This is a genomic window from Phaeobacter sp. PT47_59, from assembly GCF_028890025.1.
GTDB lineage: Bacteria > Pseudomonadota > Alphaproteobacteria > Rhodobacterales > Rhodobacteraceae > Phycobacter.
Genome location: NZ_JARCJL010000041.1, coordinates 1 through 22,539, shown reverse-complemented (window position 1 = coordinate 22,539; position 22,539 = coordinate 1). Strand labels below are relative to the sequence as shown.

At 61.2% G+C, this 22,539-nt stretch carries 22 protein-coding genes and 1 riboswitch; of the genes, 15 read left to right on the top strand and 7 right to left on the bottom strand.

All coding sequences use genetic code 11. The annotated features are described in order from the left end of the window. Positions 1-47: 47 nt before the first annotated feature. Positions 48-785: a hypothetical protein gene (locus tag PXK01_RS20960; RefSeq protein WP_274861597.1), complete on the bottom strand. Its 738-nt coding sequence runs from the start codon at positions 783-785 to the stop codon at positions 48-50. A gap of 104 nt (positions 786-889) precedes the next feature. Here PXK01_RS20960 and PXK01_RS20955 point away from each other — a divergent pair, with 104 nt between their 5' ends. Then, positions 890-1,318, top strand: a complete 429-nt coding sequence (locus PXK01_RS20955; RefSeq protein ID WP_274849278.1) for a response regulator — start codon at positions 890-892, stop codon at positions 1,316-1,318. 59 nt (positions 1,319-1,377) lie between these two features. Here PXK01_RS20955 and PXK01_RS20950 read toward each other — a convergent pair whose 3' ends face one another. From PXK01_RS20950 to PXK01_RS20935, 4 genes are all read right to left on the bottom strand, one after another. Beyond that, positions 1,378-2,757 carry a glycosyl hydrolase family 18 protein gene (locus PXK01_RS20950; protein ID WP_274861596.1) on the bottom strand — a complete coding sequence of 460 codons (1,380 nt, stop codon included), beginning with the start codon at positions 2,755-2,757 and terminating at the stop codon, positions 1,378-1,380. A gap of 141 nt (positions 2,758-2,898) precedes the next feature. Beyond that, positions 2,899-3,327 carry a hypothetical protein gene (locus PXK01_RS20945; RefSeq protein WP_274861595.1) on the bottom strand — a complete coding sequence of 143 codons (429 nt, stop codon included), beginning with the start codon at positions 3,325-3,327 and terminating at the stop codon, positions 2,899-2,901. Positions 3,328-3,658: 331 nt separating this feature from the next. After that, a complete protein-coding gene (locus tag PXK01_RS20940; protein WP_274861594.1) occupies positions 3,659-4,375 on the bottom strand; it encodes a hypothetical protein in 717 nt (238 codons plus the stop codon). A 173-nt stretch (positions 4,376-4,548) separates the two neighbouring features. After that, complete coding sequence (locus tag PXK01_RS20935) at positions 4,549-5,475, bottom strand: LysR family transcriptional regulator (RefSeq protein WP_274849273.1); 927 nt, start codon at positions 5,473-5,475, stop codon at positions 4,549-4,551. A gap of 91 nt (positions 5,476-5,566) precedes the next feature. Here PXK01_RS20935 and PXK01_RS20930 point away from each other — a divergent pair, with 91 nt between their 5' ends. The 13 genes from PXK01_RS20930 to PXK01_RS20870 all read left to right on the top strand — a co-directional run bounded on the left by PXK01_RS20930 (position 5,567) and on the right by PXK01_RS20870 (position 18,810). Then, positions 5,567-6,760, top strand: a complete 1,194-nt coding sequence (locus PXK01_RS20930) for a CaiB/BaiF CoA transferase family protein (RefSeq protein ID WP_274849272.1) — start codon at positions 5,567-5,569, stop codon at positions 6,758-6,760. Continuing rightward, a complete protein-coding gene (locus tag PXK01_RS20925) occupies positions 6,757-7,698 on the top strand; it encodes a hydroxymethylglutaryl-CoA lyase (RefSeq protein ID WP_274849271.1) in 942 nt (313 codons plus the stop codon). The genes PXK01_RS20930 and PXK01_RS20925 overlap by 4 nt, the downstream gene beginning before the upstream one ends. Before the next feature lie 38 nt (positions 7,699-7,736). Next, positions 7,737-8,735 (top strand): TRAP transporter substrate-binding protein DctP, encoded by a 999-nt coding sequence (gene dctP / locus PXK01_RS20920; RefSeq protein ID WP_274849269.1) that lies wholly within the window; start codon positions 7,737-7,739, stop codon positions 8,733-8,735. Positions 8,736-8,740: 5 nt separating this feature from the next. After that, positions 8,741-9,268 carry a TRAP transporter small permease gene (locus PXK01_RS20915; RefSeq protein WP_274861593.1) on the top strand — a complete coding sequence of 176 codons (528 nt, stop codon included), beginning with the start codon at positions 8,741-8,743 and terminating at the stop codon, positions 9,266-9,268. Further along, entirely contained in the window at positions 9,265-10,551 is a 1,287-nt protein-coding gene (locus PXK01_RS20910) for a TRAP transporter large permease (RefSeq protein ID WP_274849267.1), read from the top strand. Before PXK01_RS20915 ends, PXK01_RS20910 begins: the two co-directional genes overlap by 4 nt. A gap of 316 nt (positions 10,552-10,867) precedes the next feature. Continuing rightward, positions 10,868-11,058: riboswitch (cobalamin riboswitch) on the top strand. Positions 11,059-11,141: 83 nt separating this feature from the next. Further along, complete coding sequence (gene nrdH, locus PXK01_RS20905; RefSeq protein WP_274849266.1) at positions 11,142-11,363, top strand: glutaredoxin-like protein NrdH; 222 nt, start codon at positions 11,142-11,144, stop codon at positions 11,361-11,363. A gap of 3 nt (positions 11,364-11,366) precedes the next feature. Then, positions 11,367-11,792: a class Ib ribonucleoside-diphosphate reductase assembly flavoprotein NrdI gene (nrdI, locus tag PXK01_RS20900; protein WP_274849264.1), complete on the top strand. Its 426-nt coding sequence runs from the start codon at positions 11,367-11,369 to the stop codon at positions 11,790-11,792. After that, on the top strand, positions 11,774-13,897 hold the full coding sequence (gene nrdE, locus PXK01_RS20895) for a class 1b ribonucleoside-diphosphate reductase subunit alpha (RefSeq protein WP_274861592.1): 2,124 nt from the start codon (positions 11,774-11,776) through the stop codon (positions 13,895-13,897). The genes nrdI and nrdE overlap by 19 nt, the downstream gene beginning before the upstream one ends. A gap of 16 nt (positions 13,898-13,913) precedes the next feature. Beyond that, positions 13,914-14,885, top strand: coding sequence for a class 1b ribonucleoside-diphosphate reductase subunit beta (gene nrdF / locus PXK01_RS20890; protein WP_274849262.1), 972 nt, complete (start codon positions 13,914-13,916; stop codon positions 14,883-14,885). A 385-nt stretch (positions 14,886-15,270) separates the two neighbouring features. Further along, positions 15,271-16,167, top strand: coding sequence for a siderophore ABC transporter substrate-binding protein (locus tag PXK01_RS20885; RefSeq protein WP_274861591.1), 897 nt, complete (start codon positions 15,271-15,273; stop codon positions 16,165-16,167). A 6-nt stretch (positions 16,168-16,173) separates the two neighbouring features. Next, the gene (locus tag PXK01_RS20880; RefSeq protein WP_274861589.1) at positions 16,174-17,127 is read left to right on the top strand and encodes an ABC transporter permease; all 954 of its coding nucleotides are present in this window, start codon (positions 16,174-16,176) and stop codon (positions 17,125-17,127) included. Next, positions 17,117-18,061, top strand: a complete 945-nt coding sequence (locus tag PXK01_RS20875) for an iron chelate uptake ABC transporter family permease subunit (RefSeq protein ID WP_274849318.1) — start codon at positions 17,117-17,119, stop codon at positions 18,059-18,061. Before PXK01_RS20880 ends, PXK01_RS20875 begins: the two co-directional genes overlap by 11 nt. Continuing rightward, positions 18,058-18,810 (top strand): iron ABC transporter ATP-binding protein, encoded by a 753-nt coding sequence (locus PXK01_RS20870; protein ID WP_274849259.1) that lies wholly within the window; start codon positions 18,058-18,060, stop codon positions 18,808-18,810. The genes PXK01_RS20875 and PXK01_RS20870 overlap by 4 nt, the downstream gene beginning before the upstream one ends. Before the next feature lie 101 nt (positions 18,811-18,911). Here the strand turns inward: PXK01_RS20870 and PXK01_RS20865 are convergent, their stop codons facing one another. Continuing rightward, on the bottom strand, positions 18,912-19,217 hold the full coding sequence (locus PXK01_RS20865) for a DUF2218 domain-containing protein (RefSeq protein ID WP_274849258.1): 306 nt from the start codon (positions 19,215-19,217) through the stop codon (positions 18,912-18,914). 94 nt (positions 19,218-19,311) lie between these two features. Then, positions 19,312-21,276, bottom strand: a complete 1,965-nt coding sequence (locus PXK01_RS20860; protein WP_274849256.1) for a TonB-dependent receptor domain-containing protein — start codon at positions 21,274-21,276, stop codon at positions 19,312-19,314. Positions 21,277-21,438: 162 nt separating this feature from the next. Here PXK01_RS20860 and PXK01_RS20855 point away from each other — a divergent pair, with 162 nt between their 5' ends. After that, positions 21,439-22,386, top strand: coding sequence for a helix-turn-helix transcriptional regulator (locus PXK01_RS20855; protein ID WP_274861588.1), 948 nt, complete (start codon positions 21,439-21,441; stop codon positions 22,384-22,386). Positions 22,387-22,539: the final 153 nt, after the last annotated feature.

Below are 22,539 nucleotides of genomic sequence, written 5' to 3'. Positions count from 1 at the left end.
AGGGCGAAAAAAGCTTGTTCAATTGGCAAAATCAGGCGATCTTGACATCACCTGGCACGCCACTTGGGGAATGTCGGCACAATTGCATCGGGTGAAAACTCCACCATCGCGATCAGCTGGCTGTTCTTCTGCTCGGCCTCCGCATCGGTATCGACCCAAAACGCCCTGAGGTTGAAAATCAAGGTAAGGACGATCAGGCTGCACACGATCAGCGCCCATGTGGCGACAACCCAGCTGCGCGGATCCTGGTTCCACTGGGAAATCGTGATCTGCGGCGAACTCAGCACTCCATTCGTGAACAAGAAACCAAAACAGGCCATGCCCACGACAATCGCGGCAAAAAATATGAGCGCGGATTTCCGGCTGAAGATAAAGGCCCAGATCGCCAGGATGAACGGCAAGGCCCCGACGCCAGTGGACGCCAGCCCCAGGTTCGCCATGCCCAGAGAAATCGCGCTCAGATACCCTGCAACCAGGAGGAACCCGCGCAGCATCAGGTATTTGTCCGAGCGCCAGATAATGGACGGCAGCACGCATAGCCCAAACAGCAAGGCGCCCACGATCATGTAGGACACTCCGATCTGGGAAATGCGTACCAGGGACAGAATGACGCCGACCATCGAAATAAGCGCGAGGATATCCAGCACGTGATGCTGGGTTTTGCGCATGCCTTCGCCATATGTGGCGACGGTCCTGTAAAAATCTCTTATTGCCATGTGGTGCCGACAGTCAAAATAAGAAGAGAATTTCTCTTGCCTGGAAACGTAGCCCTTTGGGTTTTTCAATTGCAAGTCTTGAAACAGGCACGACGGATCCTTTGATCTGGTTCGGGATCAGCCTCCAGAAATGAATTTGCAATAATTTAACTCTTGAGGGCCGGAGCCGTTTCTTGGCTTTATTTGAACATCTGGGGCCGGAGGTTTTAAAGGACATAATGCGCCTGTACATCGCTGACGATAACATCGAGTTCGCCGAGTTTTGCGCCAAAGTCGCCAACCAGGAGGGCTGGCAGGTGTCGATCTGCGCCGACGGCACGGAACTCGTGGATATTCTGAAGCTCGAAGACACGCCTGCCCTGGTCATCATCGACATCCAGATGCCCAATATAGATGGGATCGAGGTCATCGACTGTCTGCAAGCGATCAACCGGGATCTGAGACTGCGCTTTATCACGGGAGGGCCTCAGAGTTCGGCCTTGGCGGCGCGCATGATTGCGGACGCCAGAGGCTATGATGTCGGCCGCTTTCTGACCAAGCCGCTCTCGGTGAAGAAACTGCGCAGCATTCTGGCTGAAGAACGTGTCTGGGAGGGCTCGTAGCGGAACCGGGGCTGCAGCTCTGCGCTGCACCTGGGCGGCATTTCCGATTTGGGCAGGTATCAGCAACTGGGGGGCTTGAAGGCGGCAGCGTCGTGGCGCACGTGTGCATAGAGCCACCATGCCCTGCGCACGGCACGCCCCCGATATTTCGCGGATTTGGCGCCAGTGGCATAGGATTTACGGGGCCTGAGCCAACAAAGGTGCAGGAGCCCACTTTTGGGTGTGGCCCCCTCCCCAAGGCCCACTCGGTTCCACTGGTTCGGTGGGTCAGTTGCGCTGGCGGTCCATTTGTAGCATCCGCCACCGGACTGGCCGCCGCCACCGGGCTGACAGCTATCGAGTGCCTGACACTGCGCCTCGCTGACCGCGCCCTGCGGGGCAGGACCCCATTCATCGGTTGTGTTGGAAAGCCAGAAACAAGAGTCTGGCATCAGCACCATGTTGATCTCGCTGGCGTAGGCGGTCTGATCTTTCAGAGAGGTCCACTGCCAGAATGCCGCGCCCGCAATGTCTGGATAGGCTGCCACATAGGCCGACACGATATCGGAGCATCCCGCGTACATCGTCTCACCTGTACCTGACGCTTCGCAATTGGCTTGGCTGGCTTGCCCACCGACGGTACTGACCGTGGCAAGCCCGGGGTTTAGCTGCGCCGCTGCGACGGTGATATCGGCGGCGTCCTTGCAGGCGAAGGTACCCAGATCCTTGGCAATGGCACCAACGACCTGGCTCGGCATTTGCGCTGACGGACCGGTCCAGCCTTGGCACTGTGCCCCTCCTGCATAGTACTGCCGGTTGATCAGGGTGGGCGTGATCTGGCTGGGACCGGTCAGATTGCAATACTGCCAGACCAGTTCGCTATAGGGATTTCCGGGGCAGTTGTAAGGTGCGATCGAAACCGGAGGCACCGGCGATAGAGTGTCCGCAACGGCCACGGCAAAATTTCGGTAGCCGCTGGCGCTTGTGGTCTCGAAGTCGAGGTCGATTCCAGTGACGGAGTAGTCGCCCATGAAAGTGGACAGGGCGGCCATCGCGGCGGCCTGTTCGGCTTCGGTCGCATTGGCGAAATACGACCAGGTTTCATCATTCTCTGCCCCGCCAATCGAGATGTAGATGGTTTTCCCGGCCTCGCTCAACTCCCGCATCATCGCCTTCGCTGTGCCATCGGGATCGTCGATTGCGCCAATGTTCCAGACCACCTGCGGGTTGGTTCCAGGACAGGTAAAGCCACCGCCAGCCTTCGGTGTGCAGAAGTTGATGAAGGCAAAGACAAAGTGGGAGAAATCCGACCCCGCCATATCGTCGAAATCGGATTGCGTCAGGCCGCCAATGGGCGCAGGGGCGTCTTCGACATAGGTGAGGTTTACCGGGTCAGCAGCTGCGAACGATCCAATTGACAGAAACGTTGCAGCCAGGCCAAGTCTGAACAGGCGTTGCATATGGCGTCCCTCTTGATTTGAAAACACTCTTGCTGCGGCATAGCCCGGTGCCAGCCAGCACTTCTGTCATCGCAGTGGTGCTCGATTAATGGGGCCAGAGCCCACTGGTTGGACGGGGGTCTCCCCCCATCCAAGGCCCACTCAGTCCCACTGGTTCTGTGGATCAGATGCGCTGATGGTCCATTTGTAACAGCCGCCACCGGACTGGCCGCCGCCACCGGATTGACAGCTGTCCAGAGCCTGACACTGCCCCTCACTGACCGCGCCCTGCGGAGCGGGAACCCATTCATCGGTTGCGTTGGAAAGCCAGAAGCAAGCATACCAGGGGTCGCGCGGCGCGTCCGCACTGGCTGCCCACTTGTAACATCCGCCGCCGGATTCTCCTTTCCCGCCATCACAGCTGTCAAGGGCGAAACACTGGTCTTTGTCGATATTCCCCTGGGGGGCAGGAACCCAAGGATTGCCGGAGTCCGTCGACATCCAAAAGCACGAGTCTGCCATCGCAGAGGTTCCAGAAAAACCCGCGATCAGTGCAAATGTCACCGCAATTAGTTTTCTTGAGATTCGCATTTGAATTATCCTTTTCCCATGTTCAAATTGGCCCCCAAAAGGGAGAGACCGCCCCTCATTTCAATTCATGAAAATGCCGACCTTCGGCAATGCGCCAAATTAACACAACCTATGCGATTCTTAAATATCAGAAAATCCCCCAGAAAGGGTTTTAATGGGCTTTTCTCACGCCGCCACTACAATTTCGGCTTAGGATCCATTCACCCTCTACCGCGCCGACCGCTTGTGGGCTGGTATCGCATGATGGGCTCAAGTGACTTGCTTACTTGTTTCCATCACATGTTCATCGCCAAACCACAGAACGTGGAGATGACTATGAATTCGGCACGTCCTACTTTCTTCCGGGGGCCGTCAACACCGGCAATGCGGCGGTGCGTGCAACCTCGTCACTGTCCGCGGTGTAATGGATCGCGTAGCGGCCCATTTCCAGGTCCGTGCCCGCCATCTTGCGCAGATCCGCCTCTGCCAGGTGTGCGGCCACCGCTGCATCAAGTGCCTCCCTGTTGTAGCTGGTCACCAAGATCAGCCAGGGCATGGGTATGTCGGCGCCGCGCAGCGCCTGTTCCTGTGTCATCGGTGGCGTCGGGGTGGGTTTCAGCAGATGCGCACCAACAACGCCACGCGCCTCCATCATCGACGGCAGCGCCTCTTTGCTCAACCACGTCACCAGCTCTGCCTCTTTCCCGGCCTCCGGTTGGAACCGTATGCCAACAGCAGCGGCACCAAGACCGAAGCCCGTGCTGGTCGACACAGTGCAAAAGCCGCGGATCATGCCGCGAAACCGTGGCATCATGGCACGGGTCCATTCGCTCGGATTGTTGAGCCGGTCGAGGTAGGCCTGCGAGGTGGCCACATCGACATCGCTGACCTCGTAGGTCACCAGGTAACGGGGGCTGGCCTCAGTCGCGATCCAGCGGGTGGCGCGGAGGAAACCGGGCACGGAGAGACGCTCGTGGAAATGCTCATAGCTGTGCCAATCATCATGATCGGCCGTATCGCCTTCGATGTCATAGAACAGCACCATCATAGCATCGCTGCGCAGGGTCATGGCCGGCTTCCTTTCAAAATCAGGACAGGTCCGGGTTTGCAGGACAGCGTGCCCGGGCTTGATCTACCGAAGTGCCCGAATACTGTCTTGCCGTGTCATCCGCCACCTGTACCAGCAGAATAGACCTGTTGGCGCGTGACTGACCAGTCGTAACGGCCTCGCCATTGCTGGCGCTACTTTGTCGGCACGGCCTCCCACCGACCTGTGCCAATCGCATCGAAAATCAGCTGCAGGATCAGGCTGCGGACACGTTCATGAGCAAATGTCGCCGGGCGATCAGACAACTCGCAGATATAGAGCGTCCGGCTCAGCTCGGGATCGACAATCGGCCGCGCAACAAGATCCCCTGATCGCAGTTGATCCTGCATGAAAAGCGATGTTCCAATCGCGCATCCCAACCCTGCCCCCAAGGCACCGGCTATAGCACTGACAGAGTTCAGATGCAGCCGCGCCCGTGTCTCCAGTTTCTTGAGCAGGTTGACGTCATCCATCAGCGCCCGCGCGGACAGCCCCTGCTTCAACAGGATGATCGGCAGTTCAAGCAGATCATCGAAGGTGATCGGCACATCCGCCTGGCCGATCAGTTCCGGGCGCCCGACACAGACCATCCGCTCCTCAAGAACGGCCTGGGTGCGCAGCGTGGCATCCTGAGGCGGGTTGTAGACGACAGCCAGATCCACCTCAGAGGACATCAGATGCACCAGCGTCGAGCCGGACAGGCTCTCTGACAGCGACAGTTTGAGGCGTGGATAGTCCCTGAGCACCGTCTCGATCAACTCAAGCCCGATCGCCTTGACCGCAGAATGCGCCATCCCGATCGACACCTCGCCCGCCACGTCGCGCGCTTCGCCGCGCACGTCTTGTTCGGCGGCCTCCATCGACCGCAGAATTGCGCGCGCGTGATCGTAAAGGCGCTCCCCGGCTGCGGTTGGAGTCACCCCCCTGGGCCGCCGGATGAACAGCTTGGTGCCCAGGTCCGCTTCGAGATTGGCCAGGTGATGGCTCAGCGCGGATGTGGCGACATGCAGATGATCGGCAGCCCCGGACAAAGAGCCGTGGTCGTGAATGGCCGCGAAGTATCGAAGCTGGCGAGAGTCCATGGTTTCTAGAATTTCGAACGATATGATCTAAACATTATTAGTTTTTAAATTCTGGTTCAATCGTAACATCTCCTCGAAAGGGAGGACGAGCATGAGCGACACAGGATTTGCCCCATTGGAGGGGGTGCGTGTCATCGAGATGAGCCACATGATCATGGGGCCGTCCTGCGGGATGTTCCTGGCGTTTCTCGGGGCCGAGGTCATCAAGGTGGAGCCGCCGCAGGGCGACAAGACGCGCGACCTCACCGGCATGGGACGCGGGTTCTTCCCGACATTCAATCGCGGCAAGAAGTCGATCACCCTGGACCTCAAATCCGACGCCGGGCGTGCGGCATTGGACAGGTTGCTGGAAGGGGCCGACGTGTTTGTCGAAAACTTCCGCGACAGTTCCTTGGCCGCGATGGGATTTGCCCCGGATACACTGCGCGAACGCCACCCCCGGCTGATCGTTGCCTCCTGCAAGGGGTTCCTGCACGGCCCCTATGAGAATCGCACTGCAATGGACGAGGTCGTCCAGATGATGACCGGCATGGCCTATATGACCGGCCCAACAGGACGGCCGCTGAGGATTGGCTCCTCGGCGAACGACATCATGGGCGGGCTGTTCGGCGCCTTCTCGGTTCTGGGTGCTCTGATGCAGCGCGACCGCGACGGCAAGGGGCACGCGATCCGCGTCGGTCTTTTCGAGAACTGCCTGCTCCTGGTCGCCCAGCACATGGTCCAGTTCGACATCGAGGGCACCGAGGCGCCGCCAATGCCGGAACGTGTGTTCTCCTGGCCGGTCTACGATATCTTCACAACCCGCGACGCGCGCCCGGTCTTCGTTGGTGCCGTGACCGAGGGCCAATGGGCGAAACTCTGTGACGTGCTCGGGCTTGAAGACCTGAAAACCGATCCCCGCCTGCAGACCCGCCCGGACCAGATCGAGGCCAGGGACTGGACCCTGCCGATCATCGAGACGGCGATTGCCGGGCAGGATTTCGCCCCTCTGATCGCCGCCCTTGAACGGAACGGGATTCCCTTCTCTCCGATCTCGCGCCCGGTGGAGATGTATGACGATCCGCATGTCAACCGACCGGGGGGGCTGTTGACCTCCGCATTGCCCGAAGGCGGCAACTATCGCGCCCCCGGCCTGCCTTTCGAAGTGGATGGTGATCCGGCGACCCCGGGTTCGACCGACCTCCCCGAGGTCGGCCAGGATACCGCCGATATTCTGGGTGCTCTCGGACTGGCAGAAGAGGAGGTTTCCGTGGCCGCAGGTCGGAACCGGAGGCAGGTCGCATGACGAGCATCGCCGATCTCTATCCCGCCGACACGGTGACCCTGCGCGAGGTCGGTCTGCGTGACGGTTTGCAACTGGTCAAACGCTTCCCCACAACCCAGGCCAAGAAAGCCTGGCTTCAAAAGGAATATGGCGCCGGCGTGTGCCACTTCGAAGTCGGGTCATTCCTGCCCGCATCGCGGATGCCGCAGTTTGCCGATGTGCGAGAGCTGATTGACGAGGCGACCCGCCTTGGCGCCTTCTCCTCGGCGCTGGCCCTGAACGAACGCGGCGCCAAGGATGCCTGTGACACCAGGGTCAGTGAAATCATCAATGTCATCTCGGCAACCGAAGAGCACAGCCAGGCCAATATGCGCAGGTCACGCGCCGACGCGGTGGAGCTGGTGCGCCGTTCCAAGGCGCTTTCGCAAGGGAGCACCCATAGGCCGCTGGTCAACGCCGGGATCGCGATGGCCTTCGGCTGCTCCATAGCCGGGGAGGTCGACCCGACCGAGGTTCTCCGCCTTGCCGAGGCCTGCCTGGAGGCCGGTGCAGATGCGATTGGCATTGCTGACACGGTTGGGTTCGCCGGCCCGCGTCAGGTTGGGGCATTGACCCAGGCGCTGGTCGAGATCTGCGGCGAGGTTCCGGTCCTAGTGCACCTGCATGACACGCGCGGCATGTCCATCGCCAATGCCGCCGCTGCGATCGACGCCGGTGCGCGCGCGCTAGATGGGTCGCTCGCCGGGCTGGGCGGTTGCCCCTTTGCCCCGGGCGCCACCGGCAATGCCGTGTTCGAAGACCTCGTGTTCCTCTGTGAGACCATGGGCATTCGCACCGGCATCGACCTCATGGCGCTGATTGAGGTCCGAGACATTCTGGCCAAGGAGATGCCGGAAGAAGAACTTCACGGCGCGCTGGCCCGATCCGGGCCGCCGCCGCACGTGAAATGGGCTGCTTGAGGAGGCAGCCCGACTTAAACTGCAATAGGGAGGAAACCATGAAACATCTGTTCCCGGCGCTTGCCGCCGCAACACTCGCCCTGTCCGGATCGGCCGCGTTTGCCGAAGCCAAGGCCATGCGCTGCAGCCACCAACTGCCGCCAGCCCATGCGGTGGCCAAGGTCATTGACCGCTGGGCCGACGAGGTCGAAAGCCAGTCAAAGGGTGAAATCGATGTCCAGATCTTTGGCGCCAACAGCCTGGTCGGCGCCAAGGAGAACATCACCGCCACGGCAAAGGGTGACATCGAATGCGCCTTTTCGGTGCAGTTTCAATGGGGCCGGACACTGCCGATCATGACCGTCACCACCCGTCCCTTCGCCTTTGCCGATATGAACATATGGCGCAACTGGGACGGCTCGGAGGCGGCGAACTTCCTGGAGGACAAGCTGCGCAACAAGGGCGTCGAGAACGTCGTCTGGCTGTTCCAGACCAGCGACTCGGTTTTCACGTCGAATGGCAAATACCTCAAGTCTCCTGACGATTTCAGCGGCATCAAGATGCGTGGCCTGGTTCCAGCATTCAATTCGGCGATCGAAGCGCTTGGGGCATCGCCCGTCTCGATGTCTGGCGGTGAAGTCTACCAGGCGCTGGCTACAGGTGTGATTGACGCGGCCTTGACCGGCACGGATGCCGCGGTATCGCGCAAGTATTTCGAGGTGCAGGACCATTTCACCGTGGTCCCGGTGATCTCGGTCTATTTCCACGGCTACGTGAATCCCAAGTTCTATGCTTCGCTGTCGGATGACGCCAAAACGGCGCTGGATGCGGCCGGTGCCAAGGCTGCGGTCTGGGCCGTCGAAGAGGCCGAGAAGGCCGCCGCTGCCGCACCTGCGGCCCTGGCCGAGAAGGGCGTCAACGTCTACAAGCTCACGCCCGAGGAAAACGCAGCGCTCGAAGCGGTCATGCAGCCGGCCTTTGATGCCAAGTTCAGCTCGGACGATCCCGAAAGCCAGAAGCTGCTCGACCTGATCGATCAGTTGCGCGGCCAAGGCTGAGGCCGATGAACGACACTCCCCAGACCCGAGGTGCGGCGCCGAAAGGCGCCGTGCTGAGGGCCGTCGACGGGATCGTCTGGCTGGGCGCTGCCCTCAGCACGGCGCTGATCCTGATCGCCTTTGCCCTGACCGTCTATGCCGTGTTCATGCGCTATCTCGTGAACAGGCCGCTGCCCTGGTCCGATGACGTGACCGGCTGGATGCTCGTTTCCCTGATTATGCTGGGTGCCGCCGAAGCCTACCGGCGCAATGCCCATATCGCCATTGACCTCGTGACCACGCAGCTCAATCCCCGCGCCTCACGTATACAGGCCTATTTTGCCGATATTGCGGTTCTCGCCTTTGCCATCGTTCTGGGCCTCAGCTCCTTGGAAGCCGTCCGGTTCGCACAGTCCTTTGGCGCCTATACCTCGGGCACGGTCGAAGTGCCTCAATGGATCGTGCAGCTTCCCCTTGTTGTCGGGGCCGCGCTGCTGGGCCTTGTCGCCCTATCCCGTATCCTCAGCCGCCTATTGAACGGAGATCCGCAATGACCATGGCGCTCGTCTTTGGTGGGCTGATCCTGCTGCTTCTCACCGGGATGCCGATCTTCGTGGCATTGGGTTTGACTGCCGCCACCATCCTTCTGGTTTTTGAAGGCCATATCGGCAGTATTGCCGACACGGTCTATGCCCATTTCGACAAACCGATCCTGATGACGATCCCGCTTTTCGTCTTTATGGCGCAGCTCATGATCCGCGCCAAGGTGATCGACGATCTTTACGACATGGCGCATGCGGTTGTCGGGCATGTTCGGGGTGGTCTGGGTGTTGCAACCGTGCTGTCCTGCACCATCTTCGCGGCGATTTCAGGATCTTCCGTGGCCACCGCGCTCTCGATCGGATCAAGCGCCATTCCCCAGATGAAACGCTTCGGCTACCCCGAGCGCGATGCACTTGGCGTGATTGCCGCCGGGGGCACATTGGGCATCCTGATCCCACCGTCGGGGCCGATGATCCTCTATGCGATTGTCTCCGAAGTATCGATTGGCGCGCTGTTTCTCGCCGGAATCATCCCGGGCTTGCTGCTTGCCCTGATCTTCTCGGCCTATTGCATCCTCCGCGCCAGCCGCGATCCGTCTCAGGTCTCTCCCGACTGGGTCGGCTGGGGCCGCGTCTTCTCTGCGCTGCGCCGCTCCATCTGGGCCGTGCTCGCCCCGCCGATCGTCATGGGCGGCATCTATTTCGGCATCTTCACCGCCGGAGAAGCCGCCGCCTTTGGCTGCCTCTATGCGCTTGTCGTCGCGCTGACCGTCTATCGCAGCATTGGCCTGAAAGAGATCTGGGACTGCGCGCGCCAGTCCATGCTGACCTCGATGATGGTGTTCATGATCATTGCCGGAGCTGCCATGTTCGGCCACGCCATCACCATCATCCGCCTGCCCATGGGCGTGACCGAGGCCGTCGCGGGCATGGGGCTGGGGCCGATGGGTTTTATGCTGATCGTCATGGCAATGATCTTCATGATGGGGATGTTCTTTGAATCCATCGCCATCATCCTGATCACCACGCCGATTCTGCTGCCCACCATGCATGCGCTTGATATCGACCTGATCTGGTATGGCGTCCTGCTGATGATCAATCTTGAGCTGGCCATGATCACCCCGCCGGTTGGCATGAACCTCTTCGTGATCAAGGGCATCACAGATGCCCCCCTGTCCGAAGTGGTGCGCGGCGCTGCGCCCTATGTGGTTCTGATGCTGGGGGGATTGGTCCTGATGATGCTGGTTCCGGGACTTGCCACCTGGTTGCCCTATGCGTCAGGGTTCGGACGCTAAGAACCGCCGTCTTGCCAGTTGACCCGCCCCCCAGGGCTAAGGTAGTGACAGCCCTCCCGGCGCCAGGCACAGACAGGGGCGCGGGCTGTGGGAGGCTGGCTGCCACGCCATGCGGCGCATCTGTCGAAGCCTGGCACCGCGAGGACGGGATGGGTGACCAAGCGGTGAGCGCATCCCAGTCGGCCAGGGCTGCAGGGGCCGCTATGACTGGCAATTCCTTGCGCTTTGCGCGCGTTCAAAGAGGCGGCGATCTCATGTCGCGAGGGAAATCCAACTTCGCCACCATCCATATGTTGACAATGAGATAACAAAAACATCAATATCGTGTAGCTTCGGTTCTTTCGATTCCATCGGAAGCTAAGAGGGAAGCCGGTGAGAGTCCGGCACTGCCCCCGCAACTGTAAGCGGTGAGCTAGGCTGAATGTGCCACTGAGAGCATGCTTTCGGGAAGGTCGGCCCAGGCCTTGATCCGCAAGTCAGGAGACCTGCCGAGCCACAAGATGACAACCACGAACGGTGGGTTCGGGAACGCACTTGAGCTGCTGCGGCTCAGGACGTCCCCGGCTGCCAATAAAAGGACTGAGGGACCCATGAGCATTATCGTCTATTCCAAGCCGGCCTGTGTGCAATGTACAGCGACCACGCGTGCGCTGGACGCCAAGGGGATCACATATGACGTGATTGACCTGACCCAGGATGACCACGCCATGACCCATGTGACCGAGCTGGGTTACCGTCAGGCGCCTGTTGTTGTTGCCGGTGGCGATCACTGGTCGGGCTTCCGTCCCGACATGATCGCACGTCTCGCCTAGGCGATGTGCGCGCCAGTTCCGGCGCTGGTCTACTTTTCATCGGAATCGGGGAACACCCATCGCTTTGTTCAGCGCTTGGGTCTTCCATTTTTGCGCATTCCGATTGGTGAAGGCCCCTTGCCGGATCTCTGTCGCCCCTTTGTCCTGATCTGTCCGACCTATGCGGATGGCGAGGGCCGTGGAGCGGTGCCAAAGCAGGTGATCCGCTTTCTGAACGACCCGGGCAAACGCGCCTGGATCAAGGGTGTGATTGGCGCAGGCAACCGGAACTTTGGCGAGACATACGCCCTGGCCGGTCGCATTATTGCGCAGAAATGCAATGTCCCGCTGCTCTACTCTTTCGAGCTGGCGGGAACCGAAACCGACATTGCCCACGTCAAGACGGGGCTAGAACGACTAGGGAGAGATTTATGCTCGACAGCAGCATAAACGAACAGGACTACCACGCGCTGAACGCGATGCTGAACCTCTACGATGCGGAGGGCAACATTCGCTTTGACGCCGATCGCCTGGCCGCGCGGCAGTATTTCCTCCAGCATGTGAACCAGAACACCGTCTTCTTCCATTCGCTTGACGAAAAGCTGGGGTATCTGGTTTCCGAGGGCTACTACGAGGAAGAGGTTCTGGATCAGTATTCCAAGAACTTCCAGCGCGCGATCTGGGATGCCGCCTATGCCAAGAAGTTCCGCTTCCCGACCTTCCTCGGTGCGTTCAAATACTACACCTCCTACACGCTGAAGACCCGTGACGGGCAGCGCTATCTGGAACGCTACGAGGACCGTGTCGTCATGACCGCTCTGGCGCTGGCCCGCGGCGACGAGGCCCTGGCGACATCCTTCATGGAAGAGATCCTGGCCGGTCGTTTCCAGCCCGCCACGCCGACCTTCCTTAATGCCGGCAAGAAGTCCCGGGGCGAGCTGATCTCCTGCTTCCTGTTGCGGCTGGAAGACAACATGGAAAGCATCGGCCGCGGCATCAACTCCGCGCTGCAACTCAGCAAGCGGGGCGGTGGCGTTGCGCTTTTGCTGACCAATATCCGCGAACACGGTGCCCCGATCAAAGGGATCGAAAACCAGTCATCCGGCGTCATCCCGGTGATGAAGCTGTTGGAAGACAGTTTCTCCTATGCCAACCAGCTGGGTGCGCGTCAGGGTGCAGGGGCTGTCTATCTCAACGCCCACCATCCGGACATCATGCGCTTCCTCGACACCAAGCGCGAGAACGCCGACGAGAAGATCCGCATCAAGACGCTGTCGCTGGGCGTGGTGATCCCCGATATCACCTTCGAACTCGCCAAGAAGAACGCCGACATGTACCTGTTCTCGCCGCATGACGTGGAAAAGGTCTATGGCGTGCCCTTCTCTGAAATCTCGATCACCGAGAAATACGCAGAGATGGTGGACGACAAGCGCATCAAGAAATCCAAGGTCAACGCCCGCGAGTTCTTCCAGACCATTGCCGAGATCCAGTTTGAATCGGGCTACCCCTACGTGATGTTCGAGGACACGGTGAACCGGATGAACCCCATCGCCGGGCGCATCAACATGTCCAACCTGTGCTCGGAAATCCTGCAGGTGAACGAGGCCTCCACCTTCAACGAGGATCTCAGCTACGATCACCTGGGCTCTGACATTTCCTGCAACCTCGGATCCTTGAACATCGCCAAGACCATGGATGGCAGGGACCTGGGCCGCACCGTCGGCGCCGCGATCCGTGCCCTGACCGCCGTGTCGGAAATGTCCGCCATCGACAGCGTGCCCTCGGTGCGCAAGGGCAACGATGACAGCCACGCCATCGGCCTGGGCCAGATGAACCTGCATGGTTTCCTGGCGCGGGAGCATATCCACTATGGCAGCCCCGAGGGGATCGAGTTCACCTCGGTCTATTTCGCCGCGGTGGCCTATCACGCGATCCGCACCTCCTGCGATCTGGCGCGGGAGCGCAAGGCCAGCTTCAAGGGTTTTGAACGCTCCGACTATGCCTCTGGCGTGTTCTTCGACAAATACACCGACCGCGACTGGCTGCCTGAAAACGACAGGGTCAAAGCGCTGTTCCAGGACATCGCCCTGCCCACCCGCGAAGACTGGGCCGCACTCAAGGCGGATGTGATGGAGCACGGGTTGTTCAACCGCAACTTGCAGGCGGTGCCGCCGACCGGGTCGATCTCCTATATCAACAACTCGACCTCTTCGATCCACCCGATCGTCTCGAAGATCGAGATCCGCAAGGAAGGCAAGATCGGCCGGGTCTACTACCCCGCCGCCTTCATGAACAACGAGAACCTGGAATACTATCGCGATGCCTATGAGATCGGCCCCGAGGCGCTGATCGACACCTATGCGGCGGCCACCGAACATGTGGACCAGGGCCTGTCCCTGACGCTGTTCTTCCCGGCCGAGGCGACCACCCGCGACATCAACCGCGCCCAGATCTACGCCTGGAAGAAGGGCATCAAGACCATCTACTACATTCGTCTGCGCCAGGAGGCCCTTGAAGGCACCGAGGTGCAGGGCTGCGTATCCTGTACCCTTTGAGGCGGACCCGAGAGACATGAAAGACATGAGCGAAACCCGCATCCCCCGCGCCATCAACTGGAACCGGCTGGAAGACGACAAGGATCTGGAGGTCTGGAACCGCCTGACGGTGAACTTCTGGCTGCCTGAAAAGGTGCCGCTGTCCAACGATATCCAAAGCTGGGCGACTCTGACGGATCAGGAAAAACAGCTGACCATCCGCGTGTTCACCGGCCTGACGCTGCTGGACACCATCCAGAACTCGGTTGGTGCCCCGGCGCTGATGCCCGATGCGATCACCCCCCATGAAGAGGCGGTGCTGACCAATATCGCCTTCATGGAGGCGGTGCATGCGCGCAGCTACTCCTCGATCTTCTCGACACTGTGTTCCACCAAGGAGATCGACGAGGCCTTCCGCTGGTCCGAGGAAAACCCGCATCTGCAGGCAAAGGCCCGCGCGATCCTGAACACCTATGCGCCGGGCAATGATCCGCTGAAACGCAAGATCGCCAGCGTGTTCCTGGAAAGCTTCCTGTTCTACTCCGGCTTCTATCTGCCGATGTACTGGTCCAGCCGCGCAAAGCTGACCAACACCGCCGATCTGATCCGTCTGATCATTCGGGATGAAGCGGTGCATGGCTATTACATCGGCTACAAGTTCCAGCGCGGCTATGAGCAGCTGGATGAGGCCCGTCAGCAAGAGCTGAAAGACTATGCCTTTGGCCTGATGTTCGAGCTTTACGACATCGAGAACCAGTACACCGAAGAGCTCTATGACGAGATCGACCTGACCGAGGACGTCAAGGTCTTCCTGCACTACAATGCGAACAAGGCGCTGCAGAACCTCGGGTTTGAAGCGCTGTTCCCGCCGGAAGTCTCCGAGGTCAATCCGGCCATCCTTGCGGCGCTCAGCCCCGACAGCGAAAACCACGACTTCTTCTCGGGGTCGGGATCCTCCTATGTCATCGGCAAGGCCGTGGCGACAGAGGACGAAGACTGGGATTTCTGATCCGCAGCCTCACTGAGATGAGGCAACCGTCAAGATAAGGCTCTGTCAGTCAGACAGGACAGGCAGACAGGACAGGCGGCGGAAGCATCGGGGCAAATCCCGGATGCAAACCGCCGCCTGTCACCGTTTCCGTGGGCGCGATGATGCGGAACCCGCTGTACTGCGCAGCCTTGCCGGTCAGGCGCGCCAAAGCATCCCCCGGACAGCCTGAACCGCCCGCGCCCTGCCGCATGTTCGTTTCCCGCAACGCCCATAGGGAAACAGGCACCTGAATCGCATGGCCTTTCATTGCCGCATGTGGCAAGGGAAGGGAAGCCAGCGTCATGCAGCCGCCTGTCGCAAGCCGGACCTCTTTTCAGACCGATGAGATACCGAAAGGCTTGCCATGATCCTCAGAACACTTGCTTGTGCTGCCACCCTTTTCCTGACCGGCGCGGCCCTGGCCGCCCCCCTGACCGTCGACACCGCGCGCGGCCCTGCCGAGGTGCCGGACAACCCCGGAACAGTGGCGGTTTTTGATGTGGCGGCGGTGGATACGCTGGTCGCCCTCGGCGTGCCGATCGCGGGGACGCTGAACGGGCTTTATGTGGACTACCTGGAGGAAACGGCAGCCAAGGCGGCGGATCTCGGAAACTTCTGGGAACCCGATATGGAGGCGCTGCACGCGCTGGCGCCGGATCTGATCGTTGTCGGCAGCCGCAGTTCCGATCAGGTGAAACCCCTGTCGCGGATCGCCCCGGCCATCGATATGACGGTGGGGCATGACACTGTGGCCGAAGGGCTGGCGCGGTTGCAGACCTATGGCGAGATCTTCTCCCGCCAGGACAGGGCCGCCGACCTGAAGGCGGCGTTCGAAGACCGGCTGCAACGGGCCAGGGCGGCCGCCGCAGGCAAGGGCACCGCGCTGGTCATCATGACCAACGGCCCCAAGATCTCGGCCTATGGAACCGGTGGCCGCTTTGGCTGGCTGCACACGGATCTGGAGCTGCCGGAAGCCGCGCCCGAGATCGGCGCCTCGGTCCATGGTGAGAGCATCTCCTTCGAGTTCATCCGCGACAAGAACCCCGATTGGCTGATCGTGCTGGACCGGCTCTCCGCCATCGGTCGCCCCGGCGAAGGGGCTGCGGCGACTCTCGACAATGTGCTGGTGCAGGGCACCAAGGCCTGGTCCTCGGGGCAGGTGATCTATCTGAATTCGGCCGACATCTATGTTGCAGGTGGTGGCATCCAGTCGATGACCCGCACGCTGGATCAGCTGATCGCGCGTTTCGAAGGCCACTGATCCGCCATGCGCGCTGCTCTGCTGGCCCTGTTGGCGCTAATCCTGCTGAGCACCCTGTCGTTACTGGTGGGGGCAACGGGACTTGATGCCCGGAGCCTGACCAATGGCGAGGCCTGGGCGCTGATCCGTGACAGCCGCCTGCCGCGGCTGCTGGCTGCGCTGCTGACCGGCGCGTCGCTGGCGATTGCCGGGCAGATCATGCAGCTGATTGCCCGCAACCGCTTTGTCGAGCCGATGACCGCCGGAACCGGGCAAAGCGCGATCCTCGGGATCCTGCTGGTTTCGATGCTGCTGCCCGGAGCTTCGGTGGCGCTGAAGATGACCCTGGCCTCCTCGGTGGCGCTGGCGGGCAGCCTGGGGTTCTTCGCCATCACCCAGCGGCTGCCGCCCGCGCAGCCCTTGCTGGTGCCCCTGGTGGGGCTGGTCTATGGCGGCGTCATCGGGGCCGGAACCGCCTATGTCGCCTTTCAGGCCGATATGCTGCAATACCTGGAAATCTGGACCAGTGGCGAGTTCTCCGGCACCATGCGCGGCCGCTATGAGCTGTTGTGGCTGGCCGGGCTGGCAGTGGTGTTCAGCTATCTGGTGGCGGATCAATTCTCGATCCTGGGGCTGGGCCAGGAGGTCAGCCTGAACCTGGGCCTCAACTACCGGCAAGTGGTGTTGAGTGGGCTTGTGGTGATTGCCCTGATCACCGGGCTGACGGTGGTGACCGTTGGGATGATCCCCTTTATCGGGCTGGTGGTGCCCAATCTGGTCAGCCGGTTGGCAGGCGACAACCTGCGCCGCAGCCTGCCGGTGACGGCGCTGGCAGGTGCGGCCCTGGTGCTGGCGGCGGATCTGCTTGGCCGTCTGGTGATCCACCCCTTCGAAATTCCGGCCTCGACGGTGATCGGTATCATTGGCGCGGCGGTCTTCCTGTGGATGCTCTATGGCAAAGGCTCGGCCCATGCTGCGTAACCGGATGCTTCTGCTGGTGCTGGCACTGATCCTGTGCTGCCTTGGCTATCTGCTGACCGGTGTGCGCGGCAGCTGGGCCTTTGCGCTGGAGTTTCGTGGCCTGAAGCTGGCGGCGCTTCTCCTGGTCGGCGCCGCCCAGGCGGTGGCGGCGATTATGTTCCAGACCATTACCGGCAACCGGATCCTGACCCCATCGATCATGGGCTTCGACGCGCTTTACCTGCTGATCCTGAGCGGCATTGTCTTCGCCTTCGGAGCTCAGGCCTATCAGCAGATTGATCCCTGGCTGGTGGTGCTGGGCAATGCGGTGCTCTTATGCGCTGCGGCGGTGGCCCTGTTCGGTGCAGTGCTGCGGCAAGGGCAGAGCGATCTAATGCGGATGGTGCTAACCGGGGTGGTGCTGGCGGTGATGCTGCGCTCGATCACCAGCTTCCTGCAACGGATGATCGACCCGAACGAATACGCAGCCGTGCAGGCGGCCTCCTTTGCGCGCTTTTCCCGGGCCGAGACCGATCTGCTGGCGCTGGCGGCCCTGCTCAGCCTTGTGGCACTGGCCATGGCCTGGCGGTTGCGGTTCCGACTGGATGTGCTGGCGCTGGGGCCGACCGCCGCGCTGTCGTTGGGAGAGAACCCGCTCACGGGGCAGCGGCTCGTCCTTTTGCTGATCTCGGTCCTGGTGGCCGTGTCCACCGCCCTTGTGGGGCCGGTTGCCTTCTTCGGACTGCTGGTGACCGCGCTCACCTATGTCGTGCTGCCGACGCATCGCCATGCGGTGCTGCTGCCCGGCGGGGTGTTGATGGCCGGGATCGTGCTGGTGGGTGGGCAATGGCTGATGGAGCGGGTCATGCATCTGGATACGCCGCTGAGCGTGGTGGTCGAATTCCTGGGCGGGCTGGTGTTCCTGCTTTTGCTTCTGAAAGGGTTGAAACGATGATCGATGTTCAGGGCGTCTCCTACCGGATCGGCAGCGCGCAGATCCTGCGCAATGTGAGCCTGCAGCTCAGACGCGGCGGGGTGATCGCCCTGGCCGGTCCCAACGGGGCTGGTAAATCGACGCTCTTGTCGCTGGTGGCACGGTTGCAGAGCCTGCAAAGCGGCAGGATTGCCGTGGACGATCTGGAGATCGGCGCATGCGATGATCGCGCGCTGGCCCGCAAACTGGCGATCCTGCCGCAGCATGTGAACGCCTCCAGCCGGTTGACCGTGCGCGATCTGGTGGGTTTTGGCCGCTACCCGCATCATCGCGGCCGACCCGATGCCCAGGACCGCGCCCGGGTGGAGGAGGCGCTGCAACTGTTCGATCTGATGCCCTTTGCGCAGCGGCACCTTGAGACCCTGTCGGGTGGTCAGCGGCAGCGGGCCTTTGTCGCGATGGCCTATGTGCAGGACACCGATTTCCTGCTGCTGGATGAGCCGCTGAACAATCTGGACCTGGCCGCCTCGCGGGCCTTGATGGCCCAGCTGCGGGATCTGGCCGACAGCAAGGGGCGGACCGTGGTGATCGTGCTGCACGATATCAACTACGCCACCGCCTATGCGGATCGCATCGTGGTGATGAAGGGTGGCGCGGTCGTCGCCGATGGCGCCCCGCGGGAGGTGGTGACCGAGGCGATGCTTCGTTCGGTCTTTGAAACCGAGGCGCGGGTGGAAATCGCCGCAGGGCGCCCGGTGGTGCTGGTCTGACCTCCGATCACGTTTGGCTTGTGCGGCCCCTGAGCCTGTACCTGCATGACAGGGCTGAGCAACCTAAGAACTGCTCAAAACCTACTCAGGGCAAGCCCGCCTCAGGACCCCTGACCGTTGTCGCGGTCCGACCAGGTCATGGTTTCGAAGTCTTCCCGGAAGGCGAATGTCTTCAGGTGGCTGTCAATCACCCCGCGGCCACGGGACAGGGCGGCGTCGTCCGCACCGGAGATTTCCGCCACAAGCGCCTGCTCGGTTGCCCTGAGATGAGCCGGGCCAAAAGGAAAGGCGACCTGGCCCGCACTGCTGTCGTGGTTGACCTCGACCTTATGGGCAAAATGTTTGCAGAGCTGCTGCAGGTATTTGCTGGCGTGCCGGGTTTCGAACCGGCCGGTTTGTCTGAGCATCTTGATCTGGCATCCGTTGCTGGAGATGGGGCAGAGGGGCGCATGACACCCCTCTGTGTGTGGTCTTGGACAAGGGTCCTGAGTGCCTTCCGCCTCAGAACTTGAGGCGCGCGGTCAGTCCGATCGTACGGCCGGGCTCGTTCAGGGGGATCACCCGGGTGGAGTCGATGCCATCGGCGCTGCGGCTTGCATAGGTCTCGTTCAGGAGATTGCGCAGGTCGAGCCGGACCTCGAGGTTGCTCAGGCTGCGCGGGGTATAGGCCGCATAGACGTTCACCACTTCATAGCCGGGCAGCTCAACAGCCGTGTCGCTGTTCTTCAGCGCGATTTCGGCGGTGCCGCCGAAACGCCATTGGTCGTCCAGCGTCCAGCCCGCTTCCAGCGCGATCAGGTGCCCCATGGGACGCCCCAGGTAATAGGCTGTTGACCCGACTGCGGCGCCGTTCAGCTCGACATCCGCATAGGTCCAGCTGGCCCGCGCAAACCCGCTCGCCCAGGCATATTCCAGCGTTGTATCGATGCCCTGGCTCTTCAGGTCCGCCGTGGCGCCACGGGCACCGCCGGTGGGAAGGACTGCGGAAATGTCGTCCACATCTGTCCGGAACAGAGCGGCGCTGGCCTTCCAGGTGCCATTGTCAAACCGCAGGCCGATCCGGCCGGCATTGGCGCGCGAGGTGGTAAAGCCGGTGTAATCCCAGGCGCCGCCAAAGTTCACCAACCCCGCCTCGCCAAGTTCATAGCCACCCCAGCTAGACGCCAGACCAGCGTTCAAGGTCCAGGTGTCGGAGAGGATCACGTCAAGCGAACCATTGGCGCTGAAGCCGTCGCCTGAGAACCGGGAGCCATCGGCAGCGGTAAAATCCTGGCTGTCATAACGGGCGCCATAGCTGACCGAAAACCGGTCCCCCAGATCCTGGCGCGCCTGCGCAAAGAGGCCGATATTATCCAGCTCCTCCCGACCTGACGAGCCAAAGGGACCAGGCCCCCGACCCGCGCCTTCGGCGCTTTCATTGAAGAAATCCAGACCGGCGGTCAATGTGCCGCCAGTGATCGCAAAGCGGTTCTTGATGGTGCCGCTCAGGCTCTTGTTGGTGCCATAAACACCGATGGCATCGATTTCCTGCTCGTTGTGGCTCAGCTGAACGACCGGATCCCAGATCCCCTGCGATTGGGTGTTGGAATAGGTCAACGTGTAGGAGGTCCGGCGCGACAGACCTTCGGCCAGCACGCTGGGCCCGGAGGTGATGCCGGCAAGATCGGGTCGGATGAACAGGATCCCGCCAGGACCGGCCTGTGCTGCGCGCAGCCCGGTGTCTTCGGTCCGCGAGGCCGCAAATTCAAACCGGTGGCCCGACTGGCTTTCATAGGCTAGCTTGCCGACATAGTCGGTCAGATCGGCCTGGGTGCCCAGGACCGTATTGCCGTCGCCATCCTCATAATCATCGCCCGTTCGACGGGTTCCGCTCAACAGGAATTCAAAGCCACCCTGGCGGCCGAACAGCGCCAGCGAAGTTTCCAAATCGATCCCGTTGTCGCTGGTTCCAAGCCGGGCCTGACCGCCAAAATTGTCTCCGTCTTCCAGCAGATCGGCGGCGTCCTTGGTTTGATAGGCGATGGAGCCCGCCAGAGCCCCCGCACCTGCATCGGCCGGTGCCAGGCCTTTGCTGATCTCGACCGATTTCAGCAGTTCGGGATCCAGCAGCACGTTGCCGGTGTGGTGAAAGGCCGATTTGTTCTGCCGGGCGCCGTCGATGGTGACAGAGAGCAGGCTTTCCTCGATCCCGTTCACAAAGACCTTCTGCGCAATGGCCGCGCCGCCGCCTGCGTTCACCGCGCTTTCCCCGGCGAAGATATCCTTGGTGGTCGAAGGATTGCGGGCCTCGATCATCTCTTCGGTGATCTCTTCATTGCCGAGCAAGGCCTGGGCCTCTGGCGCCTCGATCCGAATTTCTCCCAGGTCTACAGCCTCACCCTCCTGGGCCAGGGCTGTGGTGGCAAGAAAAGGCGTGGACAATGCGGTCCCGGCCAGCATGAAGAAGCGCAACGGCATCCGCAGCATGGTATCATTCCCATTAGTTGACTATTTCCGTTGGATTAGTAAGTTATCGAGATGTGTCCCGCCAGCCGACGACCTTTGCGCGCTGTTCAAATTGCTTTGCAAAACGCGCAAAACCGCTGTCCCTTCGCCACCGGGTTTTGATTTCAGAGACTGGACCCGACTATGGCCGGACATGGCACCCATATCCCCGAGGCCCCCACCGACGCGCGGCAGCTGGATTGGTTCAGCAAGACAGACAGCCCGAAGCCGCATGTCTTTGAGGGGCTGTTGACGGCGCTGGAACTGCAGAATGGCTTTGGCCTGCACACATTGAATGCCACGGCCCGACAGAGTTTCGAAATCAACAGCCAGCGCCATCCAGGGGCGGTTTTGCATTGTTTCCTGGAGGGCAGCACCGAAGCCTCGCTTGCCGGGCAGCCGATGAACCTGGGACGCAGACCCGGGGCTCCGCTCAAGCTGGTGCTGACGTCGATTGATGAAACCCAGCGCTTCATTCGCCGCTCGCAGCCCAATGAATATGTGCGGAAGATCAGCATTCAAATGTCGCAGGAGTGGTTGGATCAGAACGGTCTCATGCTGCCGCCCACAGGTGCCGGTGAGCCTCTGCTCCGTCTCGAATGGGATGCGGATCTGCAGCAAACCCGTATTTTGGAAAAGCTGGCGCAAACCTCGAGCTTTGCCGCACCGATCGTCCGGCTGCAGGCCGAGGCGATGTCGCTGCAGCTTGTGGCGGGCTGTTTTGACGATCTACCGGGGCAGCGGGTGGGCTCCGATCTGACTCAGCGGGAGCTTTCGCAATTGCGCCGGATCGAGGACTTCGCCCGGCAGCCGGGGCCGCTGCCAACGTTGCAGGACATGGCCACTGAAGGGGGGGTGAGCCTGTCCGGTCTGCGCCGTCTCATCCAAAAAGCCCATGGTCGGGCACCGCTGTCGCATGCCCGCCATATTCGCCTGAACCTGGCCCGCGCCGCTTTGGAAAGGGATCAGCTCAGCGTGGAGGAAGCAGCCGAGCTGGCCGGTTACGGGTCATCCGCCAACTTTGCCACCGCCTTCCGCCGGACTTTTGGCGTGGTGCCGTCACAGGTCCGGCGACCGGGGCGGTCGCATTGACCTTGCTGTCGATCATGTAACGGTAAGGTATTCGAAGGAGGCCTGTTCGGCCACTTGGTGTTTTGATTTTCTTGTTGGATTTTTTGGTTGCGGGAGCAGGATTTGAACCTGCGACCTTCAGGTTATGAGCCTGACGAGCTACCTGGCTGCTCC